Here is a 24367-nt window from a genome sequence, read left to right as displayed (position 1 = left end):
GGCCTTTTCGCGCCCGGGTGCGCCGCGCGGCCGTACGGCGCCGGACGGGGCGGTCAGGCGGCGATGGCGGCGTCGTGCCGCAGGCGGGGGCCGCCGGACACCGTGGCCTGGGCGATCCCGGCGAGGACGCGCCTGGTGGCCTGCCCCCCGGACGCGTACGTGATGACCGGGAACATCGTCACCTCCACGACGAGGCCCCTGGCCGCGATCACCCGGCCGAGGGAGGCCAGCAGGGTGTCGTCGCCCACGAACGCGGGGCCGGTCGCGAGATCGCCCTCGCGGTCGCAGAACTTCAGGCCGATCGGCCTGACCGGCACGCCCGCGTCGATCGCCGCCTGGAACACCGCCGGCCGGAACGGGCCCACTGCCCGCCCGCACCAGGTGGTGCCCTCCGGAAACGCCGCCACCGACTGGCCGGCGCGCAGCGCGTCCGCCACCGCGCGCACGGTCGCGGGAAGCGTCGAGAGACGATCCCGGTCGATGAAGATCGCGCCGCCGCCCGCCACCAGGGAACGGATCACGGGCCATGCCGCGATCTCGCTCTTGGCCAGAGGCCGGCACGGCACCGTCGCCGCGATCACCAGGGGGTCCAGCCAGGAGACATGGTTGGCGACCAGGAGGGCGCCAACCGGCCCGGCGGGCGCCGGGGGAAGCGCCTGGTCGCCCACCTGGTGGACCTCCAGGCGTATCCCGAGGACCCGCAGGAACAGCCTGGCCCAGACCATGGCGACCACCACGCGGCGGGCGTCGCCGAACCGATGCGAGACGAGGGCCCAGGGAAGGCCCGCCAGCACCACCAGGACGGCTCCCAGCGTGCGGAGGGCGCGCCGGGCCGGTCCGGCCGCGTCCGCCGGGGCGGAGACGCAGGAGGCGACGGTGCACGGCGCCACGGGCAGCCAGGGGCTCATGCCGTCACCCCGAGGAAGTGCCGCAGGTACCGGGTGTCGATGTTGGCCAGCGAGAGCAGGACGAAGAAGTCCGCCGTGCCGAAGGCCGGGTCGTGCGCGGGAGCGCCACAGATCCACGAGCCGAGCCTCAGGTAGCCGCGCAGCAGCTTCGGCATCACGAACTCATCCGGTCGCGGCACACCCTCGCCGGACCAGGGGTTGCGCGGCGTCACGCGGTACTCCTCGGGCCCGAGGGGGATCCTGTCCAGTACGCCCGCGGCGGTCGCCCCGCCGTCGTCCAGCGGGATCGAGCAGCATCCCCCTAGCCAGGTGTAGCCCTCGCTGACCATGTACCGGGCGATGCCGGCCCACATCAGCCCGACGACCGCCCCACCGCGATGGTCGGGGTGCACGCACGTACGCCCCACCTCGACCATGCCCCCGCGGATGCCCGCCAGCGCGGACAGGTCGAACTCGCTGTCGGAGTAGAGCCGGTCGGCCCGGCCCGGCGCCAGCATCCGATAGGTCCCGACCACCGTGTCGCCGGAGCGCACCAGCAGGTGGTCGCAGTAGGTGTCGAACCGGTCGACGTCCAGCCCGGAGATCGGGGAGTCAAGCTGGGCCCCCATCTCCTCGGCGAAGACCTCGTAGCGGAGCCGCTGGGCCGCCCGCATGTCGGCGGCGGTCCTGGCGAGTCCCACGGTGTAGCGGCCGCGCGCGTCGGCGAGGACTCGATCGTCGAGACGGGCACGGGGGCCGGGGCCGGGGGCCGTGAAAGCACCGGCGGTGTCCGTGAGGGCACCGGCGCCGCTTCCGCCGTGGACGGGATGGGCAAAAGCCTGGGTCATGGCATGCCTCCTCATGTGGCACACCCATGAAGACATGGGCAGATGGCCATCTCCCGTCCGTATGGTGAACCGCTTGCACGCTCACTCTGAGCGGTCGGTAGCGTTGTCCGCGATGAAGCAGCGCACGCTTTTGATCACGCTGACCGGCCCCGACCGGCCTGGAGTGACATCCAGGTTGTTCACCGTGCTGGCCTCCTTTCCCGTCAACGTCGCCGATGTCGAGCAGGTCGTCATCCGCGGCCGGTTGATCCTCGGCGTACTCGTCTCGTACGCCGGCGGGCCCCCGACCGGCACAGGCGGCACGCTCGGCGCCATGTGGGCCGCCGTGGAGCGCGTCGCGGAGGACCTCGGCATGGAGGTCGAGCTCACCACGGGCACCGACCTCAAGGAGAAGCGCCGCCGGGGGCGCCTCCACGTGACCGTCCTCGGCAACCCCCTGCAACCGGCCGCCATGGCCGGCATCGCGGGCCGCATCGCCGCGGCGGGGGCCAACATCGACCGCATCGAACGGCTGGCGCACCTGCCGGTCACGTGCATCGAGCTGGCGATCTCCGGGGCCGACTCCGCCGCCCTGCGCGCCGAGCTCACCGCCGAGGCCGTCCTCCAGCAGGTCGACGTCGCGGTGCAGCGCTCGGGCCTCCACCGCAGGGCCAAGCGGCTGATCGTGATGGACGTCGACTCCACGCTCATCCAGGCCGAGGTGATCGAGCTGCTGGCCCGCCACGCGGGCTGCATGGACGAGGTGGAGAAGATCACCACGTCGGCCATGCGCGGCGAGCTGGACTTCGCGGCGTCCCTGCGCGAGCGGGTCGCGCTGCTCGAAGGGCTCCCTGAGAGCGTCTTCGACCTCGTCCGCAAGGAGGTCGTGCTCACCCCGGGCGCCCGCACCCTGGTGCGCACCCTGAAGCGGCTCGACTACCGCTTCGCCATCGTCAGCGGCGGCTTCACCCAGATCACCGACTCGCTGGTCTCCGAGCTCGGCATCGACTACTCCGCCGCCAACACCCTTGAGGTGGTGGACGGCAAGCTCACCGGCCGCGTGACCGGGGAGATCGTCGACCGGCCCGGCAAGGCGCGCGCCCTTGAGCGGTTCGCCAAGCAGGCGGGCATCCCCATCAGCCAGACCGTGGCGATCGGCGACGGCGCGAACGACCTCGACATGATCGCCGCCGCGGGGCTGGGCGTCGCCTTCAACGCCAAGCCGGTGCTGCGCCAGGCCGCCGACGCGGCGGTGAACGTGCCGTACCTGGACGCGATCCTTTACCTGCTCGGCATCTCGCGCGAGGAGGTAGAGGCCGCCGACGCCGAGGACGCCCTGCCGCCGCAGACCTCGCCTACGCTGGGTGATCCTTCGGGTTCCAGCGGCTGACCAGGCGCCCGTCGCCCGGGCCGAGGTCCGCCCAGGCTCCCGTCTCCAGCACGGCGAAGGCACCGGGCGGGAAGCCCTCGTCGTCGTGCGAGAGGGTGAGGTTCAAGATCAACTCGTGCACGCCGGGGTTGTGCCCGACCAGCAGGAGCGTCGACACCTCGTCGTCGGTGCGGCCGATGAGCTCCAGCAGCTCGTCGGGATACGCCTCGTAGATCTCGCTTTCCAGGTGCACCGGGGCGTCCGGGGCAAGACCCGCCAGGGCCAGCTCGGCGGTCTGCCTGGTCCTCGTGGACGGCGAGCACAGCACCAGATCGGGCGACAGGCCCATCTGCCGCAAAGTCTCCCCCGCCCGCCCGGCGTCCCGCTCGCCGCGATCGGTCAGGGGACGTTCCCTGTCGGCGAGCCCGGGCACGTGGGCGGCCTTGGCATGTCGGAGGACGATGAGCGTGTTCACTCCCCCAACTATCCCATTACACGCGTACGGCTACCGCCCTGATCGGGCGGTAGCCGTACGTTCTTGACCTACCAGGCGCCCTGTCGCCGGCGCCAGGGTGAGGTCAGCTCGACACCTTCTCGGTCTCGACCTTCTCGCTCTCGTCGCCGTTGGCCGGGGCGATGCTGTTCGAGCGCCGCTTGGAGACGACGATGGCACCGACGACGATCACGACCGCGACCACCGTGACGCCGATGCGCAGCACAGCGTTGTCGGCGTAGGTCACGACGGCGGGGGCGATGAGCAGGGCCACGAGGTTCATGACCTTGATCAGCGGGTTGATCGCCGGGCCCGCGGTGTCCTTGAACGGGTCTCCGACGGTGTCACCGATGATCGTCGCCTCGTGCGCGGGCGAACCCTTGCCTCCGTGGTGGCCGTCCTCGACGAGCTTCTTGGCGTTGTCCCAGGCGCCACCGGAGTTGGCCAGGAACACCGCCATCAGCGTGCCGCAGGCGATCGCGCCCGCGAGGTAGGCGCCGAGCGGCGCGTACCCGAGGGCGAAGCCGACGGCGATCGGCGTCATGACGGCGAGCAGGCCGGGCGTGGCCAGCTCGCGCAGCGAGTCGCGGGTGCAGATGTCGACCACGCGGCCGTAGTCGGGCAGCTCGGTGCCGGCCATGATGCCCGGCTTGGTGCGGAACTGCTCGCGCACCTCGAAGACGACCCGCCCGGCCGCACGGCCCACGGCGCTGATGGCGAGCCCGGAGAACAGGAACACCACCGCGGCGCCGATGATCAGGCCGACGAGCACGTTCGGCGAGTCGACGCTGAGGCTGAAGGAGCTGAACGAGCCCAGCGCCTCCTTGACCCCGGCGCTCGCCTTGGCCAGTTCGAGCTCGACCGCCGTGCGGAACGACCCGAACAGCGCGGTCGCGGCGAGCACGGCCGTCGCGATCGCGATGCCCTTGGTGATCGCCTTGGTGGTGTTGCCCACCGCGTCGAGGGAGGTGAGGATGCGGGCACCCTCGCCCTCGACGTCGCCGGACATCTCGGCGATGCCCTGGGCGTTGTCGGAGACCGGGCCGAAGGTGTCCATGGACACGATCACGCCGACGGTGGTGAGCAGGCCCGTACCGGCCAGGGCGACCGCGAACAGCGCCACGGTCACGTTGCCGAAGCCCAGCAGGAACGCCCCGTACACCGCACCACCGATGAGCAGCGCGGAGTAGACGGCCGACTCCAGGCCGACGGCGATGCCGGACAGGATGACGGTGGCCGGACCGGTCAGCGAGCTCTCGCCGATGTCCTTGACCGGGCGGCGGTTCGTCTCGGTGAAGTAGCCGGTGAGCACCTGGATCGCGCTCGCCAGCACCAGGCCGATCAGCACCGCGCCGATCGCGATCAGGCGCGGGTCGGAGTTGAGCCCGGCGATGCTGGGGCTGACGTCGGTCAGCTGGGAGAAGGAGCTCGGCAGGTAGGCGAACGCCGCCACCGCGACCAGGACGGCCGAGATCGCCGCTGAGATGAAGAAGCCGCGGTTGATCGCCGCCATGCCGTTGCGGTCGCCGCTCCGGGGAGCGGTGGCGAAGATGCCGATGATCGCGGTGAGCACACCGATCATGGGAACGATCAGCGGGAACACCAGGCCCTCGGTGCCGAAGGCGGCCTTGCCCAGGATGAGGCTCGCGACCAGCATGACCGCGTAGGACTCGAACAGGTCGGCCGCCATGCCGGCGCAGTCGCCGACGTTGTCGCCCACGTTGTCGGCGATGGTGGCGGCGTTGCGCGGGTCGTCCTCGGGGATGCCCTGCTCGACCTTGCCGACCAGGTCGGCGCCCACGTCGGCGGCCTTGGTGAAGATGCCGCCGCCGACTCGCATGAACATCGCGAGCAGCGCCGCGCCGAAGCCGAAGCCCTCAAGAACGCTCGGGGCGTCGCCCTTGTAGACGAACACCACGATCGCGGCGCCCAGCAGGCCGAGCCCGACGGTGAACATGCCGGCCACGCCGCCGGTGCGGAAGGCGATGCGCATCGCGACCTTCTCACCGGCGTCACGGGCGGCGGCGGCGACGCGGACGTTGCCGCGCACGGCCAGCCACATGCCCATGAACCCGGTCAACGCGGAGAACACCGCGCCGACCACGAAGAACACCGAGCGGCCGATGGCCACGCCGGTCGTCTCCGCGGGCAGCAGGAAGAGCAGGAACGGGATGATCACTACAAAGATCGCAAGCGTCCGGAACTGCCGCGTGAGATACGCGGCGGCGCCTTCCTGTACGGCTCGCGAGATGTTCTGCATTCGCTCGGTGCCTTGACCGGCAGCGAGCACCTCTCTAACGAGACCACCGGCGACGGCGAGCGCGAGCAGCGCCACCGCGGCCACCACGATCACGATCGTGAGATGGGAACCACTAAGGGATACCGCTGCGGCGTCGTCAGCGGCGAGATAGAGCCTAGACATCCGTCCTCCTCGGCCAGACGGGTAGGTCCAAGCCCGAACCGCGCTGCGAAGTCAGTCGGGGGGCGGCGCGCATCCGAGCTGGATTGGCAGTGCCGCTTCCGGTAACGTCCGCAGACCTTCCCGCAGGGCGACGTCGATCTGCGGGGACAAAACCTTGGCCGGTGCGGGGAGTCTACGCAGGCACGCGCGAGATATGAAGCCTCTTCAGCAAGCCAATTAGGGACTGGTCCAGTAAGCCGCGCGGCTTTGCCCAGTAACAACGCGGTTTTCCCTGCCCAGGCGGCGACGACGTCCGTATTACGGACAGCCCTTTATTGCCAAATTATTAGCGCCCATATACCTGCGGACATGCCGAAACCCAGCACCGAAGCGACGTGCGGTCGCCTCGAACTTGGGAATGGACGCTCCCACCTGCGGGCGAGCCGGTCGCGCGGGAAGATCACCGCGCAGGCTGAACCCGATCGGGGTGCTGGAGGGGATCGGGTGGCGGAAGGAAGGCACCCGACCTGGCTCGGGAGTAGGCCGAGCTGGTCGGGCGGGCATCCGGCCGCTTCAGGCGGTCACCGCGGGTGGCCCTTCAGGCGGCCACTGCGGATGATCGCCGCAGGCGGTCACTTCAAGCGCGTGCCCAAGAGGCCGCCACAGGCGGCTACTCCTGGAAGACGCTTCAAGCGGTGGCGAAGCCGGTGGTGGCCGCGGGCCAGCTCATCCTGATCCGCAATCCTTTCGCACTCGGATACACCTCGACGTCATCGGCCAGCGCGGCGATGACGGCGATGCCGAACCCGGACATCAGCGTGTCGGCGGGGAGCAGGCTGGCCAACGCGGTGCCGTTGACGGCGGTTGGCGGCCCATCTTCCTCGTCCTTGTACGCCTGTTCCAGGTCGTCACTAGGTGCCGAGTCGGTGACCGTGACCTCGAAGCGTCCCGACTCGTCGCACAACTCGATGCGGATCGGCTCGCCGGGGCAGTGAACGCGATGTGCCTCCACTGCCCGCGAGCAGGCCTCACCCACAGCGAGCCGCACTTCGTCCAGCAACGCCTCCGCGACCCCAGTGCGGCGGGCGATGGCCGTAGCGACCAGCCGCGCCGTGCGCACGTGAGCCGGAAGTGCGCTGAACGTCAGCTCAACGGTGGCCATGACTACTTGTCTCGGCCGTGAGCTTCCTTGGCCTCTTCGACCGAGGCGTAAATCCCGAAGACCTTGGTGAGACCGGTGATCCGGAAGATCTTCAGGATGCGCTCCTGCGTACAGACGAGCTCCAGGGAGCCGTCGTGCGCACGAACGCGCTTGAGCCCGCCGACCAGGACGCCAAGTCCAGTGGAATCCAGGAAGTCCACCTTCTCCATGTTCACGAGGAGGTGGAAGTTACCCTTGTTGACCAGGTCGATCAGCAGCTCACGCAGCCTCGGCGCGGTATAGACGTCGATCTCACCCTCGACTTCCACGATGGTGAGTCGGTCTTCAGTGTGGTGGTCCAACTTCAGATCCACAGATCCTCCAGCGCCTTGCCTGCTGAGTCCACGACGAGGGGTCTGACATGCTGGGACCCCAAGTCCCAGCGCGCAATACCCTGACGCGCGGCATTCAACCACGCCCCGCCTTCGTGTCTATACGAAATCACGACTCCGGGCGACTCTCCCCCAAGATGCCAAACTGGAAACCAGTGACTCCGACTACCTCACCCTCACGGCGAGCAGGTCCGATACTCTCGCGCCTGCTCGCGGCACCCGCGCGCCGGGAACGTGTCACCCATATAGAGCACGTTCCCGCACGTCAGGCGGGCGAAGCGCGCTGGCCGGCCTGGGTCGACGAGCTTCTTGTAAGCCGTCTGCGAAATCAGGGCGTGGACGGACTCTGGGAGCACCAGGCGACCGCCACCGAGCTGGTTCACCGTGGCCAAAACGTGATCATTGCCACAGGCACCGCCTCGGGAAAATCACTGGCCTACCTGGTGCCGGCCGTCTCGGAGATACTCTCCGGGGGTTCCGTCCTCTACCTCACGCCGACCAAGGCGCTCGCCGCCGACCAGTTGCGGGCGCTGAGAGATCTCAAGCTCGCGCAGCTCCGGGCCGCGACCTACGACGGGGACACCCCGCCCGAGGAGCGCCAGTGGGTGCGCCGGCACGCCAACTACGTGCTGACCAACCCCGACATGCTCCACCGGTCGATGCTGCCCCACCACTCGGCGTGGTCGTCGTTCTGGCGGCGGCTGAAGGTGGTGGTCGTGGACGAGTGCCACGGATACCGGGGCGTGTTCGGCTCGCACGTGGCCCAGATCGTGCGCCGCCTGCGCCGGATCTGCGCGAAATACGGCTCCGATCCCGTGTTCGTCCTCGTGTCGGCTACGGTCAGCGACCCCGCGGCTGCGGCGATGCGCCTGACGGGCCTTGAGATGGCCGAGGTGACCACGGACGCCTCTCCCCGGGGTTCCACTACGTTCGCGCTGTGGGAGCCGCCTCTGACGGACCTGCGGGGCGAGGGCGGCGCCCCGGTCAGGCGCACCGTGACGGCCGAGACCGCCGACCTGCTGTCCGATCTGGTGATCGACGACGTGAGGACCCTCGCCTTCGTACGGTCCCGCCGCGCCGCCGAGTCGGTCTCGCTGATCGCCCGGGGCAACCTGGAGGAGATCTCGCCCGAGCTCCCGGCCCGGGTGGCGGCCTACCGTGCCGGGTACCTCGCCGAGGACAGGCGCGTGCTGGAGAAGGCGCTGCGATCGGGCTCGATCATGGGCCTGGCGACGACCAGCGCCCTGGAGCTCGGCATCGACGTCTCCGGGCTGGACGCCGTGCTCATCGCCGGATGGCCGGGCACGCGGGCCTCGCTGTGGCAGCAGGCCGGGCGCGCCGGCCGCGACGGCCAGGACGCCCTGGCGGTGCTGATCGCCCGCGACGACCCCCTGGACACCTACCTCGTCCACCATCCGGAGGCCCTTTTCGGCCAGCCCGTTGAGGCGATCGTGCTCGATCCGGACAATCCGTACGTCCTCGGGCCTCACCTGTGCGCGGCCGCGGCCGAGATCCCCCTGACCGAGGCCGACCTGGCCGTGTTCGGCCCGTCGGCGGAAGGGGTGCTCGACGACCTCGTAGGGCGCGGCATGCTGCGGCGGCGCCCGCAGGGATGGTTCTGGACCCGCCGGGAGCGCGCAGCGAACCTGGCCGACATCAGGGGCTCGGGCGGAGCGCCCGTACAGGTCGTGGAGTCCTCGACGGGGCGGCTGCTCGGCACCGTCGACGAGCCGTCGGCCCACACCGCCGTGCACACCGGCGCCGTCCATCTCCACATGGGGGACACCTATCTGGTGGAACTGTTGGATCTGGACGCCGGTGTCGCGCTGGTCTCAGCCGCGGAGCCCGACTACTCCACCTTCGCCAGGGACGTCACCGAGATCTCGGTGCTGGAGTCCCTGCGGTCGCACCCCTTCGGGCCGGGCGAGCTGCACTTCGGCACCGTGGAGGTGACCCGGCAGGTCGTCTCCTTCCTGAAACGCCGCGTCCAGACCGGGGAGGTGCTCGGCGACGAGCCCCTCGACCTGCCACCTCGCACCCTGCGCACGCGGGCCGTGTGGTGGACGCTGCCCGACGACGCCCTGGCCCCCCTCCTCGCCGAGGGCCTGGACCTCGGCGGCGCGGCCCACGCGGCCGAGCACGCCTCCATCGGCCTGCTCCCGCTGTTCGCCACCTGCGACCGCTGGGACATCGGCGGCGTGTCCACCGAACTGCACCTCGACACCGGGCTTCTCACGGTCTTCGTCTACGACGGGCACGAGGGCGGAGCCGGGTTCGCCGAACGCGGCTACGCGCGCGCCCTCGACTGGCTCACCGCCACGCGCGAGGCCATCGCCTCCTGCGAGTGCGACCGAGGCTGCCCCTCCTGCATCCAGTCCCCCAAATGCGGCAACGGCAACGAACCACTCGACAAACAAGGCGCCCTCCGCCTCCTGGCCACCCTCCTCCCCGCCACCGAGAAAGCACGTCAATGATCTTCAGCCAATCCCGACAACACGCTGAAGCTGTAGCACCGGCCACAGCGTCTGTAGTGCCGTGCCGCCCCGCGCACCCAGGTGAACAAGGTCAGCGGGGCCCCGCCCGGGACTCGGCGACGGCGGAGCGTTCGCCCAGCCCGGGAAGGACCAAGCGGACGGCGACCCGCACGTCCACGACTCCGGCTCGAACCACGCATCGCCTGATCGAAGCCTGGTTCGCCTCCGCAAGCTCGCGAGCTCGCCGACATGCCTTTTCGGGAGCGGCAAGAGCTTGAACCGCAGCCGCCAGAGCACTCAGATCAGCGGCCGACTGGGCGCGATGGTGCGCTGTGCGGGCCGCCCCGACGAGCAAGAACGCCGCCGCCAGGAACCAGATCAGCACCATCACCCCGAGAACCCACACGCTGGCCGCACCGCGGTCCCCAGTCATGAGCTTGTTTCACAGTCCATCTAAGGGTCCCCCCACGACGAGCGAGTCGGCGTTTCCCCAGGAAGAGACCGTGCGCTCCCCTCTCTGTGAAAATCCGCCCCGACTCCGGGAACACCCGCTCCTTGGGTAACGCCCGCTCCAAGTTCGGGAACACCCGCTCCTTCGGGAACACCCGCTCCAAGTTCAGGAACACCCGCTCCTTCGGGAACGCCCACTCCAAGTTCAGGAACACCCGCTCCTTCGGGAACACCCGCTCCAAGTTCAGGAACGCCCGCTCCAAGTTCGGGAACGCCCGCTCCGAGTTCGGTCGCGGAGCTCGCTGAGGCTCCCACCGGGACCGCCGGCATTGCGATCAGCCAGCTCGGACGCACTGACGCCGAGATGGTCACCCTGCTCAACTCGGCATCGCGCGTCACCGAGACGGTGGCACCTGCCGGTGCGGCCTCACCCGCCGCGTGCCTCACCGCTTCGAGGGACTCCCCTCTTGCGGCGGCTCTGGCCCCCGCCCGGGCGGCGTCAACACATTCCAGTTGGGCCGTCACCGCCGCGATCGCCCACAGAGCCGCTCCCAGCACCAGTACGAGCGACGGAAGCGCCACCGCCATCTCCGCCGTGGCGGAACCCCGATCAGCTCCCAAGAGACCATGACGCCTGGCCCAAACGGCGAGCACCCCCCGTGCTACGAAGCTCCAATGGCTCGATAGAGGCGGGCCATAGGCCGAGGCACCTGACCGGAACCTCCAATAGATCACGATGCACCTCCTCCAACATGAGTGCCGCAGTCATGAGTGCCGCAGTGCGACCCGGCCCGCTCGGCAAGACCGGGTCAATCCTTCAGACCCAACCCCTTTGGCCGGGTTATGGAGCGAGCAGTAGATGGAGCCGGACGGCGGCAGAGCGGGCCTTTCCTGCTCTGCCGCCGAACGGCTTCAACTGGTGGCTGGACAAGGCCGAGAACCCGTTCCCCCGTTCTGCTGGTCAGGTTGCGGGTCGGCTTCTCATCCGGCGAGTTTCAGGGCTCGGCTGATGATGTCGGACAGCATCTTCCGTACCTCCGGACTGCTCACGATCTTGAACAGCAGTCCCGCGAACGCGCAGGCGGCGATGGTGCCCACCGCGTACTCGGCGGTGGACATACCCGCCTCCGAGCGCGTGCGCGCCACCATGGCCAGCCTGCGTGCCGAGGCACGGGCAGAGTCGAGCCGCTTTCGCAGACGCTGCTCGACCACAAGGCCCTTCCTGATCAGCGCCGCTCCCAGCGTTCGCCGACCGCACTCCCGGATCCACCTGCGCATCGGACCTCCCCTTGAGTCGTCATCGCGGCCGTGTGGATGACCCGCACCGGCCCCAACAGGTGAGATCAGGGTGGCTCACACGAGGTGCGCGATCCGGGGCCGAGCCCGATTCTGTGGACGGATACCCGCCGTCCCCCGAACCTGTGGAAAACAACCCCTGGTTCTGTGGACAACTTCCGCCACACCTGTGGATAAGGCTCCTCAGGGTGGTGGACAAAAAGGATCTCGGTCCTGGGTAGGGAGTCCGGGTCCTGCGAAGAGAAGAGAGTCCTCGGTCCTCTACTCGACAAGGATTCCTCGGTCCTGTGCCCGGAGAAGGATCCCCGGTCCTGTGCCCCCGGGATGGTGTGCCGCACAAGGGGGAAGGCGCCGGCCTCCGGTAGCTCAGTTGCCGAAGACCTGGGCGGCGAGCCCGGCGACGACCGGGATGATCCCGAGAAACACGAAGGCAGGGAGGAAACACAGTCCAAGCGGGGCGACCGCCTGGACTCCCACGCGGCGCGCGGCGGCGGAGGAGGCGGCCCGGGCCTCATGGCGGGCGTCATCAGCGAGCCTGGTCAGCACGTCGGCGACGGGCGCACCACTGAGAGAGGCACGGGTCATGCCTCTGGCCAGGGCGGCGAGGGGGCGGTCATGCTCCAGTGCCGACCAGGCGGCCTCAGGCAGCGCCCCCAGCCGCAGTTGACCGTTCACCCACGCCAGACGCTCGCCCAGGGGACCACCCATCGCCCGCGCCGCTGCCTCAACCGCCCCGCTGACGGGTTGACCCGCCCGCAGACAGGCCACCATGAGGTCGATCGCGAACGGGAGATCAGCGGTGACGCGTGCCCGCCTCCGGCGTACCTCACCTGGTTCCCTGCGGCGGGCGAACACAGCCCAGACCACGCCGAGTCCGGCGCCTCCGAGCAGGCCCGGTAGCCCACCGACGAAGAGAAGACCTCCCAGCGCCGCGAGGACCACGGAGACAGCGCCTCGCAACGCATGCCAACTCGGCTCTCCTTGCGCCGGACCTATCCGCTCCTCTCGTGTCGAGCCGTCCGTTCTCAGTCGGAGGAGACGCTCGGTGGGATCCCAGGGCGTCAGCCACAACCACATCGAGAGTGCCGCAAGCCCCGCAGCGAGCAGGATGCCCATAGGTCAGTCCGATCGTTAAGAAGTTCTCCGTCAGCGGCCGGCCCGGGGCAAGGGGACCGCCAGCCAGTCGAGCTTTGGCCGGTGGTCATGGGCCTGTTCGCTGGGCGTGGGCTACTAGTCGGTTGGTCCACCACACGCCCGTCAGGTCCAAGAGCACGCCTGCGCTGAGGCAGGCGAAGCCCGCCAGGCCACCGAACAAGAAGGAGAGCGGTCGCAGGCCCAGTCCCGCCGCCAGAAGCAACCCGAGCACGGGGAGAATCGCCAGCAGCCGGGCTGTGGAACGAGGACCGGCAAGCTGCGCCGCCACCTCGGAGCGATGAGCCTCCGCTTCCCTGAGGGAAACGCCGACACGCTCGACCAGCGCGGCCAAGCCTCCCCCCACGGTGAGGCTGACGCGCCAGCAGGCGGCGAGCCGCACAAGCCCTTCCCCTCCATGGTCGGGAGCCGCCCGTTCCAGGGCCGTGGCCACGTCTCCGCCGTCGCGCGCGATGGCGATGACCGGACGGAGGACGCCGGGGTCGGGAGGTTCGAGGCAGGATGCCGCCCGAGCCAGGGCTTCGCCAGGCGTGCGGCCGGTGGCGAGCTCGGCGACGAGGCTCTGGCATAACTCGATCGACGCAATGCGCCAGGCTGCCGCCTCACGCGCCCGGCTTGGCCTACGCGCCAACCGTAGCAACCGAGCCGCGAACCTCCACCGCGTCTCTCCATCGCGAGAACGGATCAGGGACAGCAGCCGGGCCGTCTCCGGATCAGGCCCCGTCCACAGCAGTGCGGCCGCCACTGCCAGGAACACAGCCACCACCAACACGTGAACCCCCTCCAGATCAGATCGGTACGAACCAACGACGACGGCCGCACAAGCCGCCAACCCCACCGCTGAACCCTCCCTAAGCACCGCGAGCGAACGACCCGCTGCTAACAAGCCCGGGACGCGAGCCAGGGGAAACAGTGCGGTGCTCACCGGACTGCTCATCGCACTCTCCTTCGCCCGCGAGGGGACGGGGCCCGCCGGGAGCGGCAGGACGCAAGCCGCACCACCTCTCTCCCTACCGCGACCACCAAGCCATGCCAGCGTGAGCGAGCGGTGTGGCGAGCGGTGGTGAGCGGTGTGGTGAGGGGACTTAGGGCGTTAGGTAGGGGGTGTGGGGGGCTCGGGAGAGGAGGGCGGGGAGGGCGGGGCCGGGGTGGGGGGCGCCCGTTGGGGGGAAGGTGAGGGCCGGGACGACGCGGACCAACCCGGACGGCTCGCGCTCCATGAGGCAGATCTCGGCGACCCGGCGCCGCCCCCCTCGGGGCTCACGGACCACGTGGATCACCGCGTCGAGCGCCGCCGCGATCTGGCTGTGGACCGCCTCCCTGGTCAGCCCCGCGGCGCAGGCGAGGGCCTCGAGCCGGGCGGGCACGTCGGCGGGGTTGTTCGCGTGCAGGGTGCCGCAACCGCCGTCATGGCCGGTGTTCAACGCGGCCAGGAGATCGACTACCTCGGCTCCCCGCACCTCTCCCACGACCAAGCGGTCAGGCCGCATGCGGAGCGCCTGCCGGACCAGGTCTCGTAGACCGACCCCGCCGGCTCCTTCGAGGTTGGACGGTCTGGTCTCCAGGCGGACGACGTGGGGATGAAGTGGGCGAAGCTCCGAGGAATCCTCCACGAGAAGCAACCGCTCGCCCGGATCGGCCAGTGACAGCAGCCCGGACAACAGCGTCGTCTTTCCCGTGCCAGTGCCGCCCGTCACCAGGAAGGCCAGCCGAGCGGCCATGATGGCGCGAACCGCGGCGGCGGCCTGACCGGGAACCAGTTCCTCCAGCGTGAAGGACCTGCGCGGTGGAAGCCTGAGAGACAGACACGTGCCCTCGGGGGCGACGGGCGGCAGGACCGCGTGAAGCCGCACGCCACCGGACAACCGCGCGTCGACATACGGGCAGGCGTCGTCCAAGCGTCGCCCCGCCGCCGCGGCCAGCCGCTGGGCGAGTCGCCGTACCTCGTCGTCACCGGAGAAGACCACCGAGGTGCGCCGCAGGCCGTGGCCGTCGTCGATCCACACTTCGCGGGGACCGTTGACCAGCACATCGGTGACCTCGGGCTCGGCGAGCAACGGCTCAAGGGGCCCCGCACCGATCAGGTCGGCACGCACGGCACGGGCAACCGCGAGGATCTCGGCGTCACCGAGGACCGCCCGCTCCGCGCGGAGGGCGGCGGCGACCTGGGAAGCCGAGGGATCGGCTCCCGTACGGGCGAGGCGCACCCTGACGGCCTCGACGAGCTCGGGTGACACCATGCCGCGGCTCACCCGAACTCCAGCGTACGGAGGAACTCAGCGCGGAAACGCCCCAGAGGGGTGCGATGGCCGGGCGGGGGTGTGGCTCGGGGGGTCATCGGAGTTCCAGGGTGTGGAGGAACTCGGTGCAGAAGCGGCCGAGGGGGGTGCGGTCGCCTAGTGGGGGCGCGTCGCCGCGGTTCAGTGCTTCGGCGAGGCCTCGCTGGTCGGCCAGGACCCCGTTGCAGGGGAGGCCGAGGGAAGTGGCGATCACGTCGGGATGCAGCCCGCCATCGCGCACCACCACGCCAAGGGCCGAGGTGTGCCGGCGCAGCTCGATCAGCACCTGGGACGCGGCCAGCACGCCCCTCACGTCGGCGGGCACGAGCAACAAGGTCGAGGACGCCCGTGACAGCGCCTCGGCCGCGGCCGGGCTCACATGGCGAGGGAGGTCGACGACGACCAGATCGCAGCCTCTGTGGGCCGCCTCCAGCACCGCCCGCATCGCCTCGGGGGGAATGGGCGGGGACTCGCCACGGTGCCACGACAGCACAGTGAGCTCTCCGATCGTGGGCAGGGCCTCCTGGAGGGCGGTGAAGCTCACCCGGCCCTCTCTCTCGACGACGTCTGGCCATCGCGCGCCGGTGGCCTGCTCCTGGCCGAGGACGACGTCGATGCCGCCGCCGAGGGGGTCGGCGTCCACGAGCAGTGTGCGCAGCCCCCGGCGGGAGCCCGCGAGGGCGAGGGAGGCGGCGAGCACGCTGGCGCCCGCCCCACCCCTACCGCCGATGACAGAGACCGTGTGCCCGGCCCTGACCATGGGCTCGGAGGCTTCGGCGAACTCGTCGACCAGCTGTCTTTCCGCGGCGGGAAGCTCGAGGACGGCCTGCGCGCCGACGGCCACGCACCTGCGCCAGACCGTGGGGTCGTCGGGAGCGCGTGTCACCAGGAGCACCCCTTGCCGTGGTGGCGGGCCGGTGGCCGCCAGCGCGTCGGCCGCGTCAGTGCCGACGACGACGAGCGGCGCCCGCTTCCAGTAAGGCCGGGCGTGCGTGGCCGCGTGAGCGACGTCGATCTCCACGCCGGCCGCGGCGGCGACCCGGAGAAGGTCGTCGAGCAGGTCCTGATCTTCGGTGATCACCAAGGGACGGTTCACGTGATGGCCTCCCTGTCGTTGGGAGACCCACCTTGCGCGTCCTCACGCCACGCCCATCGCCTCGAACAGCGTTCTGGGGATAACTCGGAGCCGAGGTGGCCGACTCCAGCCCGCAGCGGAAAGGGTGCCCAGAGAAAAGGGGCGACCCCCGCCGGGGGGGGAGAGCGGGGGTCGCCAACCGGTCCGGCTCCGGGGGGGTAGAGCCGGTCCCGTTTTAGAAGAAAGCCTTCATCGTTGACCGAGGCCTGGCAAGGAAGCGGCAAAAGCTAACCCAAGCACGATCGCCTCTGTCATGTAGACACCAACGTATGGTGCCCGATGAACTCAAGTTCCGTCGAGGAGCAATCTCTGATTTTCACTAGTTTTTTTTCGCCGTAGCGGAGCGGCTACTGGAAGTATGCGAAAAACGGCCGCCGGAGTCCGATCACCCTCGGTGATCGGGGTGGTTTCACACTCTGATGTCAGGAAGGTCGGCAAGTGCGGCGCAGCAGGGATTCGCGGCCCACTTGGCACCCCGTCCGCGCCGGGGTCGCGCCCCTCCACGACTCAGTAAAGGTCTTGCTCCGGGGGGTTCCCATCAGGCGGGATCGGACGTAGAAAGGTGGCACGGACCGAGTGTCCGAGTACGGCCGCCGGGCACCCACGCGCGACCAGCCGCGGGAGGCGCGTCGAGACGGGCTTGACCCGCTCCGACGATTTGAGGTGCACGCTTGGTAACCCGGTGTGGCGTACTGGCGACGGCGTCCCAGACCAGGGACGCCGTTCGCTTGTGTAAAAGGTTGCTCGCGTTCGCGGCCCAGGAGTGCAAGATTTCATCTCCTGACGGCATTCTGGCGCACATGGTCGCACCCACCCGCGACGAATCGTCAGAGCTTCCTGTGTCCCCGCATGCGAGCGCCGCGAGACTCCCGCACGGCCGAGGCCACGACCGAAATCGCCCGAGCGCGGCCCACCAGGCCCCGGAAGGACATGAGCCGTCGCTCAGCCTCGCTGGAGTGCCTCGCAGATGGCGGTGGACTCGCGGGCGCCGAGCTCCACAGCCGTGGCGCAGTACCGCACCCAGCCCGCGACGCCTTCCGAGGTGCCCTTCAGGTACCCCCTGAGACTCTCGCCGTACGCCTCTCCCGAATCGGCGTGGCCGACCTCGACCGCCACCAGGGACTTGGGGTCCAGACCGAACTCGACGAGCGTGAGCCGCTCCGCCGCCCTCGCCACCAGTCCGTCGGCGGTTCCGAACGGGCGCAGCACCACCAGCTCGGCGTGGACGATCGCGGCGAGCACCAGCGCGGGAGCCTTCGAGGGGGTCGTGAGGAGCGTCACGAGGGAGGCCATGCGTGCCGCGGCGGCCTCCGCCCCGGGCGCCGGCCCGAGGCCGAGAGGGTCGGCTGTCGCCGGTCCGGTTCGGGGCCGTCCCAGCAGGTCTTCGTCCACGACAGAACCGGCTAGCCCCCCGCCACCGGGTTCGGCGACGCGGTGGAGGTCCGCCGCGGCCACGGCGTGCAGGCGCGCGAGCACCTGCCGCGGCGCCGTACGCCAGGTCTTGGAAAGCCTCCCCACCTCGGAAGACGCCCGAAGGGCCCCTTGGGCGACCGGCGACTCCGCCGTCCCCGACCGCAGTGACTCCAGCGGGATGTCGGCGCCCTCCAGCGCCGCGGAGGCCCGCGCGCCGCGCAGAGCGGACTCGGCCGACACCTCGGGCCCGCGCCGGCGCAGCACGCGGTGGCCGTAGAGTCGGTCGACGGCCGTACGCGCGTCCTGTACGGCCTCGGGGACGCCGGGAAGCCGGGCGATGACAGCCAGTGGGTCGCTCACGCCTCCCGACCTTACCCGCGAGTAGGGCGCGGCCATGCAGCGGTGCAGGTCAACACGGGGTCAAGGGGAGTTCAGGGAAGTGTGAGCAAAGTCGCAGGCGGTTCAGAAGTCCGCCATCGGGGAGTCAAGAGGCGGGCGGAAGGGTGGCGCCCGGCGAATGCGGGAACCGTTCGGCGCGCGGTTCGGACCGTTCAACGAGGCCCGCTGAAACCCGCTCTTGCATCTGTCACATTTATTGTTAGATATCATTCCCGCAACGAATCCGCAGCTTTTGTGACTGCCTGTAAAGCCGGTTGTGAACCACTTCGGGCATGATCACCGACCGGCGCGGCCGGTCGCACCCCTTGTCCCCGCCGCCCCCAGCCTGGTGAAGTGGGACCCAGCCCAATCGAGCCAGGCCATGTGAAGGAGTACGTTGTGGCCCCGGAAACCCCTGGTCGCGAGACCCAGGAGACGCTGTCGAACCTGCTGCACGAGACCCGTCGTTTCGCACCCCCGGCAGAGCTGGCGGCGGCCGCGAACGTCACGGCCGACGCCTACGACGAGGCGGCGACCGATCGTCTCAGCTTCTGGGAGCGCGCGGCCGACCGGCTGAGCTGGGGCCGGCGCTGGGACACCACCCTGGAGTGGAATCCCCCCTTCGCCAAGTGGTTCCTGGGCGGCACGCTGAACGTCGCCTACAACTGCGTCGACCGTCACGTCGAGGCGGGGAACGGCGACAAGGTGGCGTACTACTGGGAAGGCGAGCCCGACGGCGACAACCGCACGCTCACCTACTCCGACCTGCTGCGCGAGGTGAGCAAGGCCGCCAACGCCCTCACCGAGCTGGGCGTGGGCAAGGGCGACCGGGTCGCGATCTACATGCCGATGATCCCCGAGCTGCCGATCGCCATGCTGGCCTGCGCCCGCATCGGCGCGATCCACTCGGTCGTCTTCGGCGGGTTCTCCGCCAGCGCGCTCAGCGGGCGCATCAAGGACGCCGACGCCAAGCTCGTCATCACCGCGGACGGCGGCTACCGCAGGGGCGCGCCGAGCGCGCTCAAGCCGACCGTGGACGAGGCCGTCGCCGAGTGCCCGGGCATCGAGCACGTGCTCGTCGTCCGCAGGACCGGCCAGGAGCTCGCCGCGACCGAGAAGGACATCTGGTGGCACGAGCTGGTCGACCGGCAGAGCGAGCGGCACGAGCCCGTGCAGCACGACGCCGAGGATCCCCTCTACATCCTCTACACCAGCGGCACGACCGGTAACCCGAAGGGCATCCTGCACACCACCGGCGGCTATCTCACGCAGGTCGCCTGGACGCACCACGCGGTGTTCGACCTCAAGCCGGAGTCGGACATCTACTGGTGCACCGCCGACATCGGCTGGGTGACCGGGCACTCCTACATCGTGTACGGCCCCCTCGCCAACGGGGCGACCAGCGTGATCTACGAGGGCACGCCCGACACGCCGCACAGGGGCCGTTTCTGGGAGATCGTCCAGAAGTACGGCGTGACGATCCTGTACACCGCGCCCACCGCGATCCGCACGTTCATGAAGTGGGGCGACGACATCCCCGCGAAGTACGACATGTCCAGCCTGCGCGTCCTCGGATCCGTCGGCGAGCCGATCAACCCCGAGGCGTACGTCTGGTACCGCGAGCACATCGGCGGGAACCGCAGCCCGGTCGTGGACACCTGGTGGCAGACCGAGACGGGCGCCATCATGATCAGCCCGCTGCCGGGCGTGACCTCCGGCAAGCCCGGCGCCGCGATGCGCCCGCTGCCCGGCATCGTGGCCGACGTGGTCGACGACGAGGCCAAGTCCGTGCCCGACGGCGGCGGCGGCTTCCTGGTCGTCCGCGAGCCGTGGCCGTCGATGCTCCGCGGCATCTGGGGCGACGACAAGCGCTACGCCGACACCTACTGGTCGCGCTTCGAAGGGATGTACTTCCCCGGAGACGGCGCCAAGCGCGACGAGGACGGCGACCTGTGGCTGCTCGGCCGGGTCGACGACGTCATGCTCGTGTCAGGTCACAACATCTCGACCACCGAGGTGGAGTCGGCGCTGGTGTCGCACCCGAAGGTCGCCGAGGCCGCGGTCGTGGGCGCCACCGACCCGATCACCGGCCAGGCCATCGTGGCGTTCGTCATCCTGCGCGGCAGCGCCGAGGAGGGCGAGAACATCGCCAAGGAACTGCGCGACCACGTGGCCAAGGCCCTCGGCCCGATCGCCAAGCCGCGCCAGATCCTGGTCGTGCCCGAGCTTCCCAAGACCCGCTCCGGCAAGATCATGCGCCGCCTGCTCCGCGACGTGGCCGAGAACCGCAGCATCGGCGACGTCACCACCCTGGCCGACAGCTCGGTGATGAACCTCATCTCCGAGAAGCTCCCCTCGGCCTCGGCAGAGGACTGATCCACCGGCACACGGGGAAGGCGCGGATCCGGCTGCGGGTCCGCGCCTTCCGCGCGTCCGGGAAGCGACCCTCGACGGCGAAGGACGAAAGCCCTCGCGCGGCCGGGCACGACCGTACGGCGATCACGTTCAGTAGTCTTGGGAGGGGAGTGCCCAGATGTCCGGTTGGTTCGGGAGTCCGACCGATCTGAACGGATCTTCGGTGATCGTGATAGCCGGCCCCACGATCGGGCAGTTCCCCGGCATATCAGGTGGCGCGTGGTTGTCCGTACGGCACGCTCTGGCCAGACTGTCGGAGGAGTCGGGCCGCGGTGCCGGGGGGAGCGCGCGGCGATCTCGCCTGATGTGCGCGTCCGAACCCGCGGACCGAGCGGCGAGGCGCGACGATAAGCACCATCGCACAAGATGAATGTGTCCGGAATTTCCGTTAGGAGAGCACACATGGCCGCTCCGCCCGAGGAGGAATCGCTCGGCGCCCTCGTCGCCCAGGCGAGCCACCACATATCCACCCTGGTCCGCTCGGAGATCGAGCTGGCGAAGGCCGAGCTGAAGTTCGACGCGAAACGGGTAGGCACAGCGGCCGGGCTCTTCGGCGTGGCCGCGTTCATGCTCCACCTGTGCCTGATCCTCGCGTCGTTCGCGATCGCGTACGGGCTCGTGCAGCTCGGCATGATGCCGTGGCTGGCGTTCACCATCGTGACCGCGTTCTACCTCGTCATGGCCCTGCTGCTCGCCTTCGTCGGCTACCGCAGGCTCAAGGGCCTCGCCGGGATGAAGCGCACCACCCGGAGCCTGAAGAACCTCAAGGACGGCGGCAGGCAGGACGAGGTCGGCACGGGCCCCACGCGCGTGCCCGAGCCGTACCGCGGCCCCACTGCGGGGCAGGTCGGCCACCACCGCGTGCCCGTGACCGCCGAGACCGCCGCCGTCCCCGACCCCGGGCATACGAGCCCCCGGCCGTGAGCTACGCCATGAGCGCGCGCCCCGACGAGTCGCTGGCCCGGATACCCGGACCCTGGACCCATCGTTCCGTCCACGCGGGGAACGGCATGTTCCACATCGCGGAGGCCGGCGAGGGTCCGCTGGTGCTGCTGCTGCACGGCTTCCCGCAGTTCTGGTGGACCTGGCGCCGCCAGCTCGTCTCCCTGCCCGAGGCCGGGTACCGGGCCGTCGCGGTCGACCTGCGCGGGTACGGGGCGAGCGACAAGCCGCCCCGGGGGTATGACCTGCCCGCGCTGGCGGGCAGCGTCTCGGGGCTGATCCGCGCGCTCGGCGAGACGTGCGCGGTCGTGGTCGGCCACGACTGGGGCGGCCTGGTGGCGTGGACGATGGGGGCGACCGACCCCAAGGCCGTGCACCGCCTGGTCACCGTGTCCGCCCCGCATCCCCTGCGGCTGCGCCAGGCCATGCTGACCCAGCCCTTCGGGCAGCTCAGGGCCAGCGGCTACCTCTTCGGCTCCCAGCTTCCCTGGCTTCCCGAGCGGCGGCTGACCAAGGACGACGCCTCGCGTGTCGGGCAGCTGCTGGACACCTGGTCGGGGCCCGAGTGGCCCGAGGAGGAGGTCGCCGGCACTTACCGCGACGTCTTCCGCATCCCCACGGTCGCCCACTGCGCGCTGGAGTACCACCGCTGGTTCGTCCGCTCGCAGGTCAGGCCGGACGGCATGCGATACCGCAGGCTCATGCGCACCGAGATCGAGATGCCGACGCTGCAGATGCACGGCTCGCTCGACCCGTGCACGCTGCCGCGTACGGCCCAGGGGTCCAGCAGGTACGTCGCCGCGCCGTACCGCTGGCGGCTCATCGAGGGCGCCGGGCACTTCCCGCACGAGGAGCGCCCCGAGCAGTTCGACGCGGAGCTGCTGGGCTGGCTCGGCGACCCCGAGCCCGACAGATGACGGCACCCGAACCGAGTGAGGAGGCCACCGTGACCGGGCAGCCGGTGAGGCGAGACAGGGATCCCGCGGGACGGCCGCGCAACGCCCGTCCCCGGGACGCGCTGGGCCGTCCCCTGCCCAAGGGCGTGCCCGGCGTGGAGCGCGTCCCCGACGACTACGCGCCCGGCGCGGACGAGGCCGTTACGGACGCGGTCGGCTACCTCGCCGAGGGGCGGCCCTTCCACGCCCACGAGGTGCTGGAGGCCCGCTGGAAGACCGGGCCCGCGGAGGAGCGCGAGCTATGGCAGGGCATGGCGCAGGTCTGCGTCGGGCTCACCCACCTCCAGCGGGGCAACGCCCGAGGGGCGGCCACCCTGCTCAACCGCGGCGCCGACAGCATCGCCCGATATGGGCTCCTGGACGAGGGACGGCCGCCTCGGCCCTTCGACCTCGACGACATGGTGCGCACCGCCCGCGAGCTGGCGGAGCGGCCGGCGTCCGATCCCGGCGCCGCGATCGCCCGCGTGGCCGAGATCCTGAAGGGACGCGGCTAGTCGCAGTCCTGGGTGTCGACGCGGGCGAGGGCGCCGCTGCCGTCGTCGGCGTCGGGCCGCACCTCGGCGGCGGTGAGCGCGTACCCGGTGTCCGGCTCGTCGGTCGCCGCGGCGAAGATCACCCCGTACACCTGGCCGGTCGGGGTGAGCAGGGGTCCGCCGGAGTTGCCGGCCTGCACCAGCCCGCGGATGGCGTAGACCTCGCGGGTGACGGTCTTGCGCGAGTAGATGTCCGAGGCCTTGGCGTTCTGCTTGATGCGGATGCGGGCCGGCTTGGTGGTGAAGCCCTTGCCCTTGGGGAAGCCCGCGATGATCGCGTCGTCCTGGCTCTCGGCCGTGTAGTCGAACTTCAGCGGCGTAACGTCCAGGTCGGGGACGTACAGGATGGCGATGTCCCGGTCGGGGTTGTAGAGCACGACCTGGGCGTCATGCCCCACCCGGTTCTCGTCGGTGATCCTGAGCTCCTGGGTGACCCCGGCGACCACGTGCGCGTTGGTCATGATGCGGTGCGGCGCGAAGACGAACCCGGTGCCCTCGATGCGCTTGCGGCAGGCGGGCGCCGTGCCCTGGACCTTGACGATCGCGCGCCGGGCCTTCTGGAGCTGGGGCCCCTTGACCACGCTCGCGTCGGGCGGCGGCACGTCGACGAACTGGCCGCCGCCGATGGCGTTGAACACCTGCGGGAACTCCGAGGTGTCCACGAACTTCTTGAAGGAGAGCCGCCAGTCCTTGGCCCGCTCGGGCATCGCCGTGTCGACGGTCTGCAGCAGGAGCGAGCCGTTGGTCTGCTGGCGAAGCCAGGGAAAGGGTGCCACGGAGAGCAGCGAGCCGATCAGCCACGCGATCACGAGCACGGACAGCGCGCTGGTGAAGGTGCCGCCGACCGCGTCGACCGTGCGCGCGGGCTCCCAGGTGACGTGGCTGCGCACCACCGCGCCGATCGTGGAGGACGCGAACTGGCCGATGACCGCCGCGAGGAACACGATCACGATGGCGAGCAACGCCTGCTCCGTGGAGGCGCTGACGACCGCGTGGGCGATCGGCGGCGCGATCAGGACCCCGAGAAAACCTCCCCCGACGAAACCGAGGAAGCTGAAAGCCCCGATGATGAAGCCCTGCCGGTAGCCGGAAACGGCAAAGGCAATCACGAGAACAATCAGGATGAAGTCGAGGAGATCGCCGCTCACGCTTCAACGGTATCCAGCGCGGCCACACGCCGCGCACCCGTTGGCTCGATATCGTTGCCGCATGGTATCGATCGGGGGGTCGAACGACAGGCGTACGGACGGGCACCCCGGCACGGGCACGGGCGCCAGGAGCCGCTCCCACGGGAGCGCGGGCACCGGCGCGCGGCCCGGCCCAGGAAACCCGCACGAGCCTGGCACGGGGAATGTAACCGGCCAAAACTCGGGAAACGCGTACGAATCTGGCCAAGCCAGCGTACGAAACCCTGAATCCGCCGACGTGCGAGAA

At 70.1% G+C, this 24367-nt stretch carries 21 protein-coding genes and 1 pseudogene; 7 read left to right on the top strand and 15 right to left on the bottom strand.

The genetic code is table 11. From position 1 onward, the window contains the following. Positions 1-53: 53 nt before the first annotated feature. Positions 54-908 carry a lysophospholipid acyltransferase family protein gene (locus ACOZ38_RS02250; protein ID WP_424528443.1) on the bottom strand — a complete coding sequence of 285 codons (855 nt, stop codon included), beginning with the start codon at positions 906-908 and terminating at the stop codon, positions 54-56. Continuing rightward, entirely contained in the window at positions 905-1735 is an 831-nt protein-coding gene (locus ACOZ38_RS02245; RefSeq protein WP_424528441.1) for a GNAT family N-acetyltransferase, read from the bottom strand. Before ACOZ38_RS02245 ends, ACOZ38_RS02250 begins: the two co-directional genes overlap by 4 nt. Before the next feature lie 112 nt (positions 1736-1847). On the opposite strand from ACOZ38_RS02245, the gene serB reads away from it, so the two are divergent. Next, positions 1848-3104 carry a phosphoserine phosphatase SerB gene (gene serB, locus ACOZ38_RS02240; RefSeq protein ID WP_424528439.1) on the top strand — a complete coding sequence of 419 codons (1257 nt, stop codon included), beginning with the start codon at positions 1848-1850 and terminating at the stop codon, positions 3102-3104. Here the strand turns inward: serB and ACOZ38_RS02235 are convergent. From ACOZ38_RS02235 to ACOZ38_RS02220, 4 genes are all read right to left on the bottom strand, one after another. Continuing rightward, positions 3070-3558, bottom strand: coding sequence for a SixA phosphatase family protein (locus ACOZ38_RS02235; RefSeq protein ID WP_405143531.1), 489 nt, complete (start codon positions 3556-3558; stop codon positions 3070-3072). The two genes, serB and ACOZ38_RS02235, sit on opposite strands and share 35 nt — an antisense overlap. A 103-nt stretch (positions 3559-3661) precedes the next feature. Continuing rightward, positions 3662-5998, bottom strand: a complete 2337-nt coding sequence (locus ACOZ38_RS02230; protein WP_405143530.1) for a sodium-translocating pyrophosphatase — start codon at positions 5996-5998, stop codon at positions 3662-3664. 667 nt (positions 5999-6665) lie between these two features. Continuing rightward, on the bottom strand, positions 6666-7139 hold the full coding sequence (locus tag ACOZ38_RS02225) for an ATP-binding protein (protein ID WP_405143528.1): 474 nt from the start codon (positions 7137-7139) through the stop codon (positions 6666-6668). 2 nt (positions 7140-7141) lie between these two features. Beyond that, on the bottom strand, positions 7142-7492 hold the full coding sequence (locus tag ACOZ38_RS02220; RefSeq protein ID WP_114029683.1) for an STAS domain-containing protein: 351 nt from the start codon (positions 7490-7492) through the stop codon (positions 7142-7144). A gap of 155 nt (positions 7493-7647) precedes the next feature. On the opposite strand from ACOZ38_RS02220, the gene ACOZ38_RS02215 reads away from it, so the two are divergent. After that, complete coding sequence (locus ACOZ38_RS02215) at positions 7648-9984, top strand: DEAD/DEAH box helicase (RefSeq protein ID WP_424528435.1); 2337 nt, start codon at positions 7648-7650, stop codon at positions 9982-9984. Between the two features lie 91 nt (positions 9985-10075). On the opposite strand, the gene ACOZ38_RS02210 is transcribed toward ACOZ38_RS02215, so the two are convergent. After that, the gene (locus ACOZ38_RS02210; protein ID WP_405143523.1) at positions 10076-10417 is read right to left on the bottom strand and encodes an Rv3654c family TadE-like protein; all 342 of its coding nucleotides are present in this window, start codon (positions 10415-10417) and stop codon (positions 10076-10078) included. Between the two features lie 122 nt (positions 10418-10539). Here ACOZ38_RS02210 and ACOZ38_RS02205 point away from each other — a divergent pair, with 122 nt between their 5' ends. Beyond that, the gene (locus ACOZ38_RS02205; RefSeq protein ID WP_424537209.1) at positions 10540-10740 is read left to right on the top strand and encodes a hypothetical protein; all 201 of its coding nucleotides are present in this window, start codon (positions 10540-10542) and stop codon (positions 10738-10740) included. 39 nt (positions 10741-10779) lie between these two features. Here ACOZ38_RS02205 and ACOZ38_RS02200 read toward each other — a convergent pair. The 7 genes and pseudogenes from ACOZ38_RS02200 to ACOZ38_RS02170 all read right to left on the bottom strand — a co-directional run. After that, positions 10780-11088 (bottom strand): annotated as a pseudogene (locus ACOZ38_RS02200) (TadE family type IV pilus minor pilin); the annotation flags it as partial. 327 nt (positions 11089-11415) lie between these two features. Then, the gene (locus ACOZ38_RS02195) at positions 11416-11712 is read right to left on the bottom strand and encodes a DUF4244 domain-containing protein (protein ID WP_424528433.1); all 297 of its coding nucleotides are present in this window, start codon (positions 11710-11712) and stop codon (positions 11416-11418) included. 384 nt (positions 11713-12096) lie between these two features. Continuing rightward, entirely contained in the window at positions 12097-12672 is a 576-nt protein-coding gene (locus ACOZ38_RS02190; RefSeq protein WP_405143519.1) for a type II secretion system F family protein, read from the bottom strand. 259 nt (positions 12673-12931) lie between these two features. Then, on the bottom strand, positions 12932-13819 hold the full coding sequence (locus ACOZ38_RS02185; RefSeq protein ID WP_424528431.1) for a type II secretion system F family protein: 888 nt from the start codon (positions 13817-13819) through the stop codon (positions 12932-12934). 148 nt (positions 13820-13967) lie between these two features. Next, a complete protein-coding gene (locus ACOZ38_RS02180; RefSeq protein WP_424536948.1) occupies positions 13968-15122 on the bottom strand; it encodes a TadA family conjugal transfer-associated ATPase in 1155 nt (384 codons plus the stop codon). Positions 15123-15216: 94 nt separating this feature from the next. Next, positions 15217-16257 carry a septum site-determining protein Ssd gene (gene ssd, locus ACOZ38_RS02175; protein WP_424528429.1) on the bottom strand — a complete coding sequence of 347 codons (1041 nt, stop codon included), beginning with the start codon at positions 16255-16257 and terminating at the stop codon, positions 15217-15219. 981 nt (positions 16258-17238) lie between these two features. Then, a complete protein-coding gene (locus ACOZ38_RS02170) occupies positions 17239-18069 on the bottom strand; it encodes an oxidoreductase (protein ID WP_424528427.1) in 831 nt (276 codons plus the stop codon). Positions 18070-18486: 417 nt separating this feature from the next. Between ACOZ38_RS02170 and acs the strand changes: the two genes are divergently transcribed. From acs to ACOZ38_RS02150, 4 genes are all read left to right on the top strand, one after another. Continuing rightward, on the top strand, positions 18487-20463 hold the full coding sequence (gene acs / locus ACOZ38_RS02165; protein ID WP_424528425.1) for an acetate--CoA ligase: 1977 nt from the start codon (positions 18487-18489) through the stop codon (positions 20461-20463). A 441-nt stretch (positions 20464-20904) separates the two neighbouring features. Next, the gene (locus ACOZ38_RS02160; RefSeq protein WP_424528423.1) at positions 20905-21426 is read left to right on the top strand and encodes a phage holin family protein; all 522 of its coding nucleotides are present in this window, start codon (positions 20905-20907) and stop codon (positions 21424-21426) included. 8 nt (positions 21427-21434) lie between these two features. After that, on the top strand, positions 21435-22361 hold the full coding sequence (locus ACOZ38_RS02155) for an alpha/beta fold hydrolase (protein WP_405143508.1): 927 nt from the start codon (positions 21435-21437) through the stop codon (positions 22359-22361). Positions 22362-22390: 29 nt separating this feature from the next. After that, on the top strand, positions 22391-22894 hold the full coding sequence (locus tag ACOZ38_RS02150; protein ID WP_424528421.1) for a DUF309 domain-containing protein: 504 nt from the start codon (positions 22391-22393) through the stop codon (positions 22892-22894). On the opposite strand, the gene ACOZ38_RS02145 is transcribed toward ACOZ38_RS02150, so the two are convergent. Next, complete coding sequence (locus tag ACOZ38_RS02145; protein ID WP_424528419.1) at positions 22891-24081, bottom strand: MarP family serine protease; 1191 nt, start codon at positions 24079-24081, stop codon at positions 22891-22893. The genes ACOZ38_RS02150 and ACOZ38_RS02145 overlap by 4 nt on opposite strands. Between the last annotated feature and the right edge of the window lie 286 nt (positions 24082-24367).

This window comes from Sphaerisporangium viridialbum, assembly GCF_049674955.1.
Taxonomy (GTDB): Bacteria; Actinomycetota; Actinomycetes; order Streptosporangiales; family Streptosporangiaceae; genus Sphaerisporangium; species Sphaerisporangium viridialbum.
This window is presented reverse-complemented; position numbering and strand designations above follow the sequence as displayed.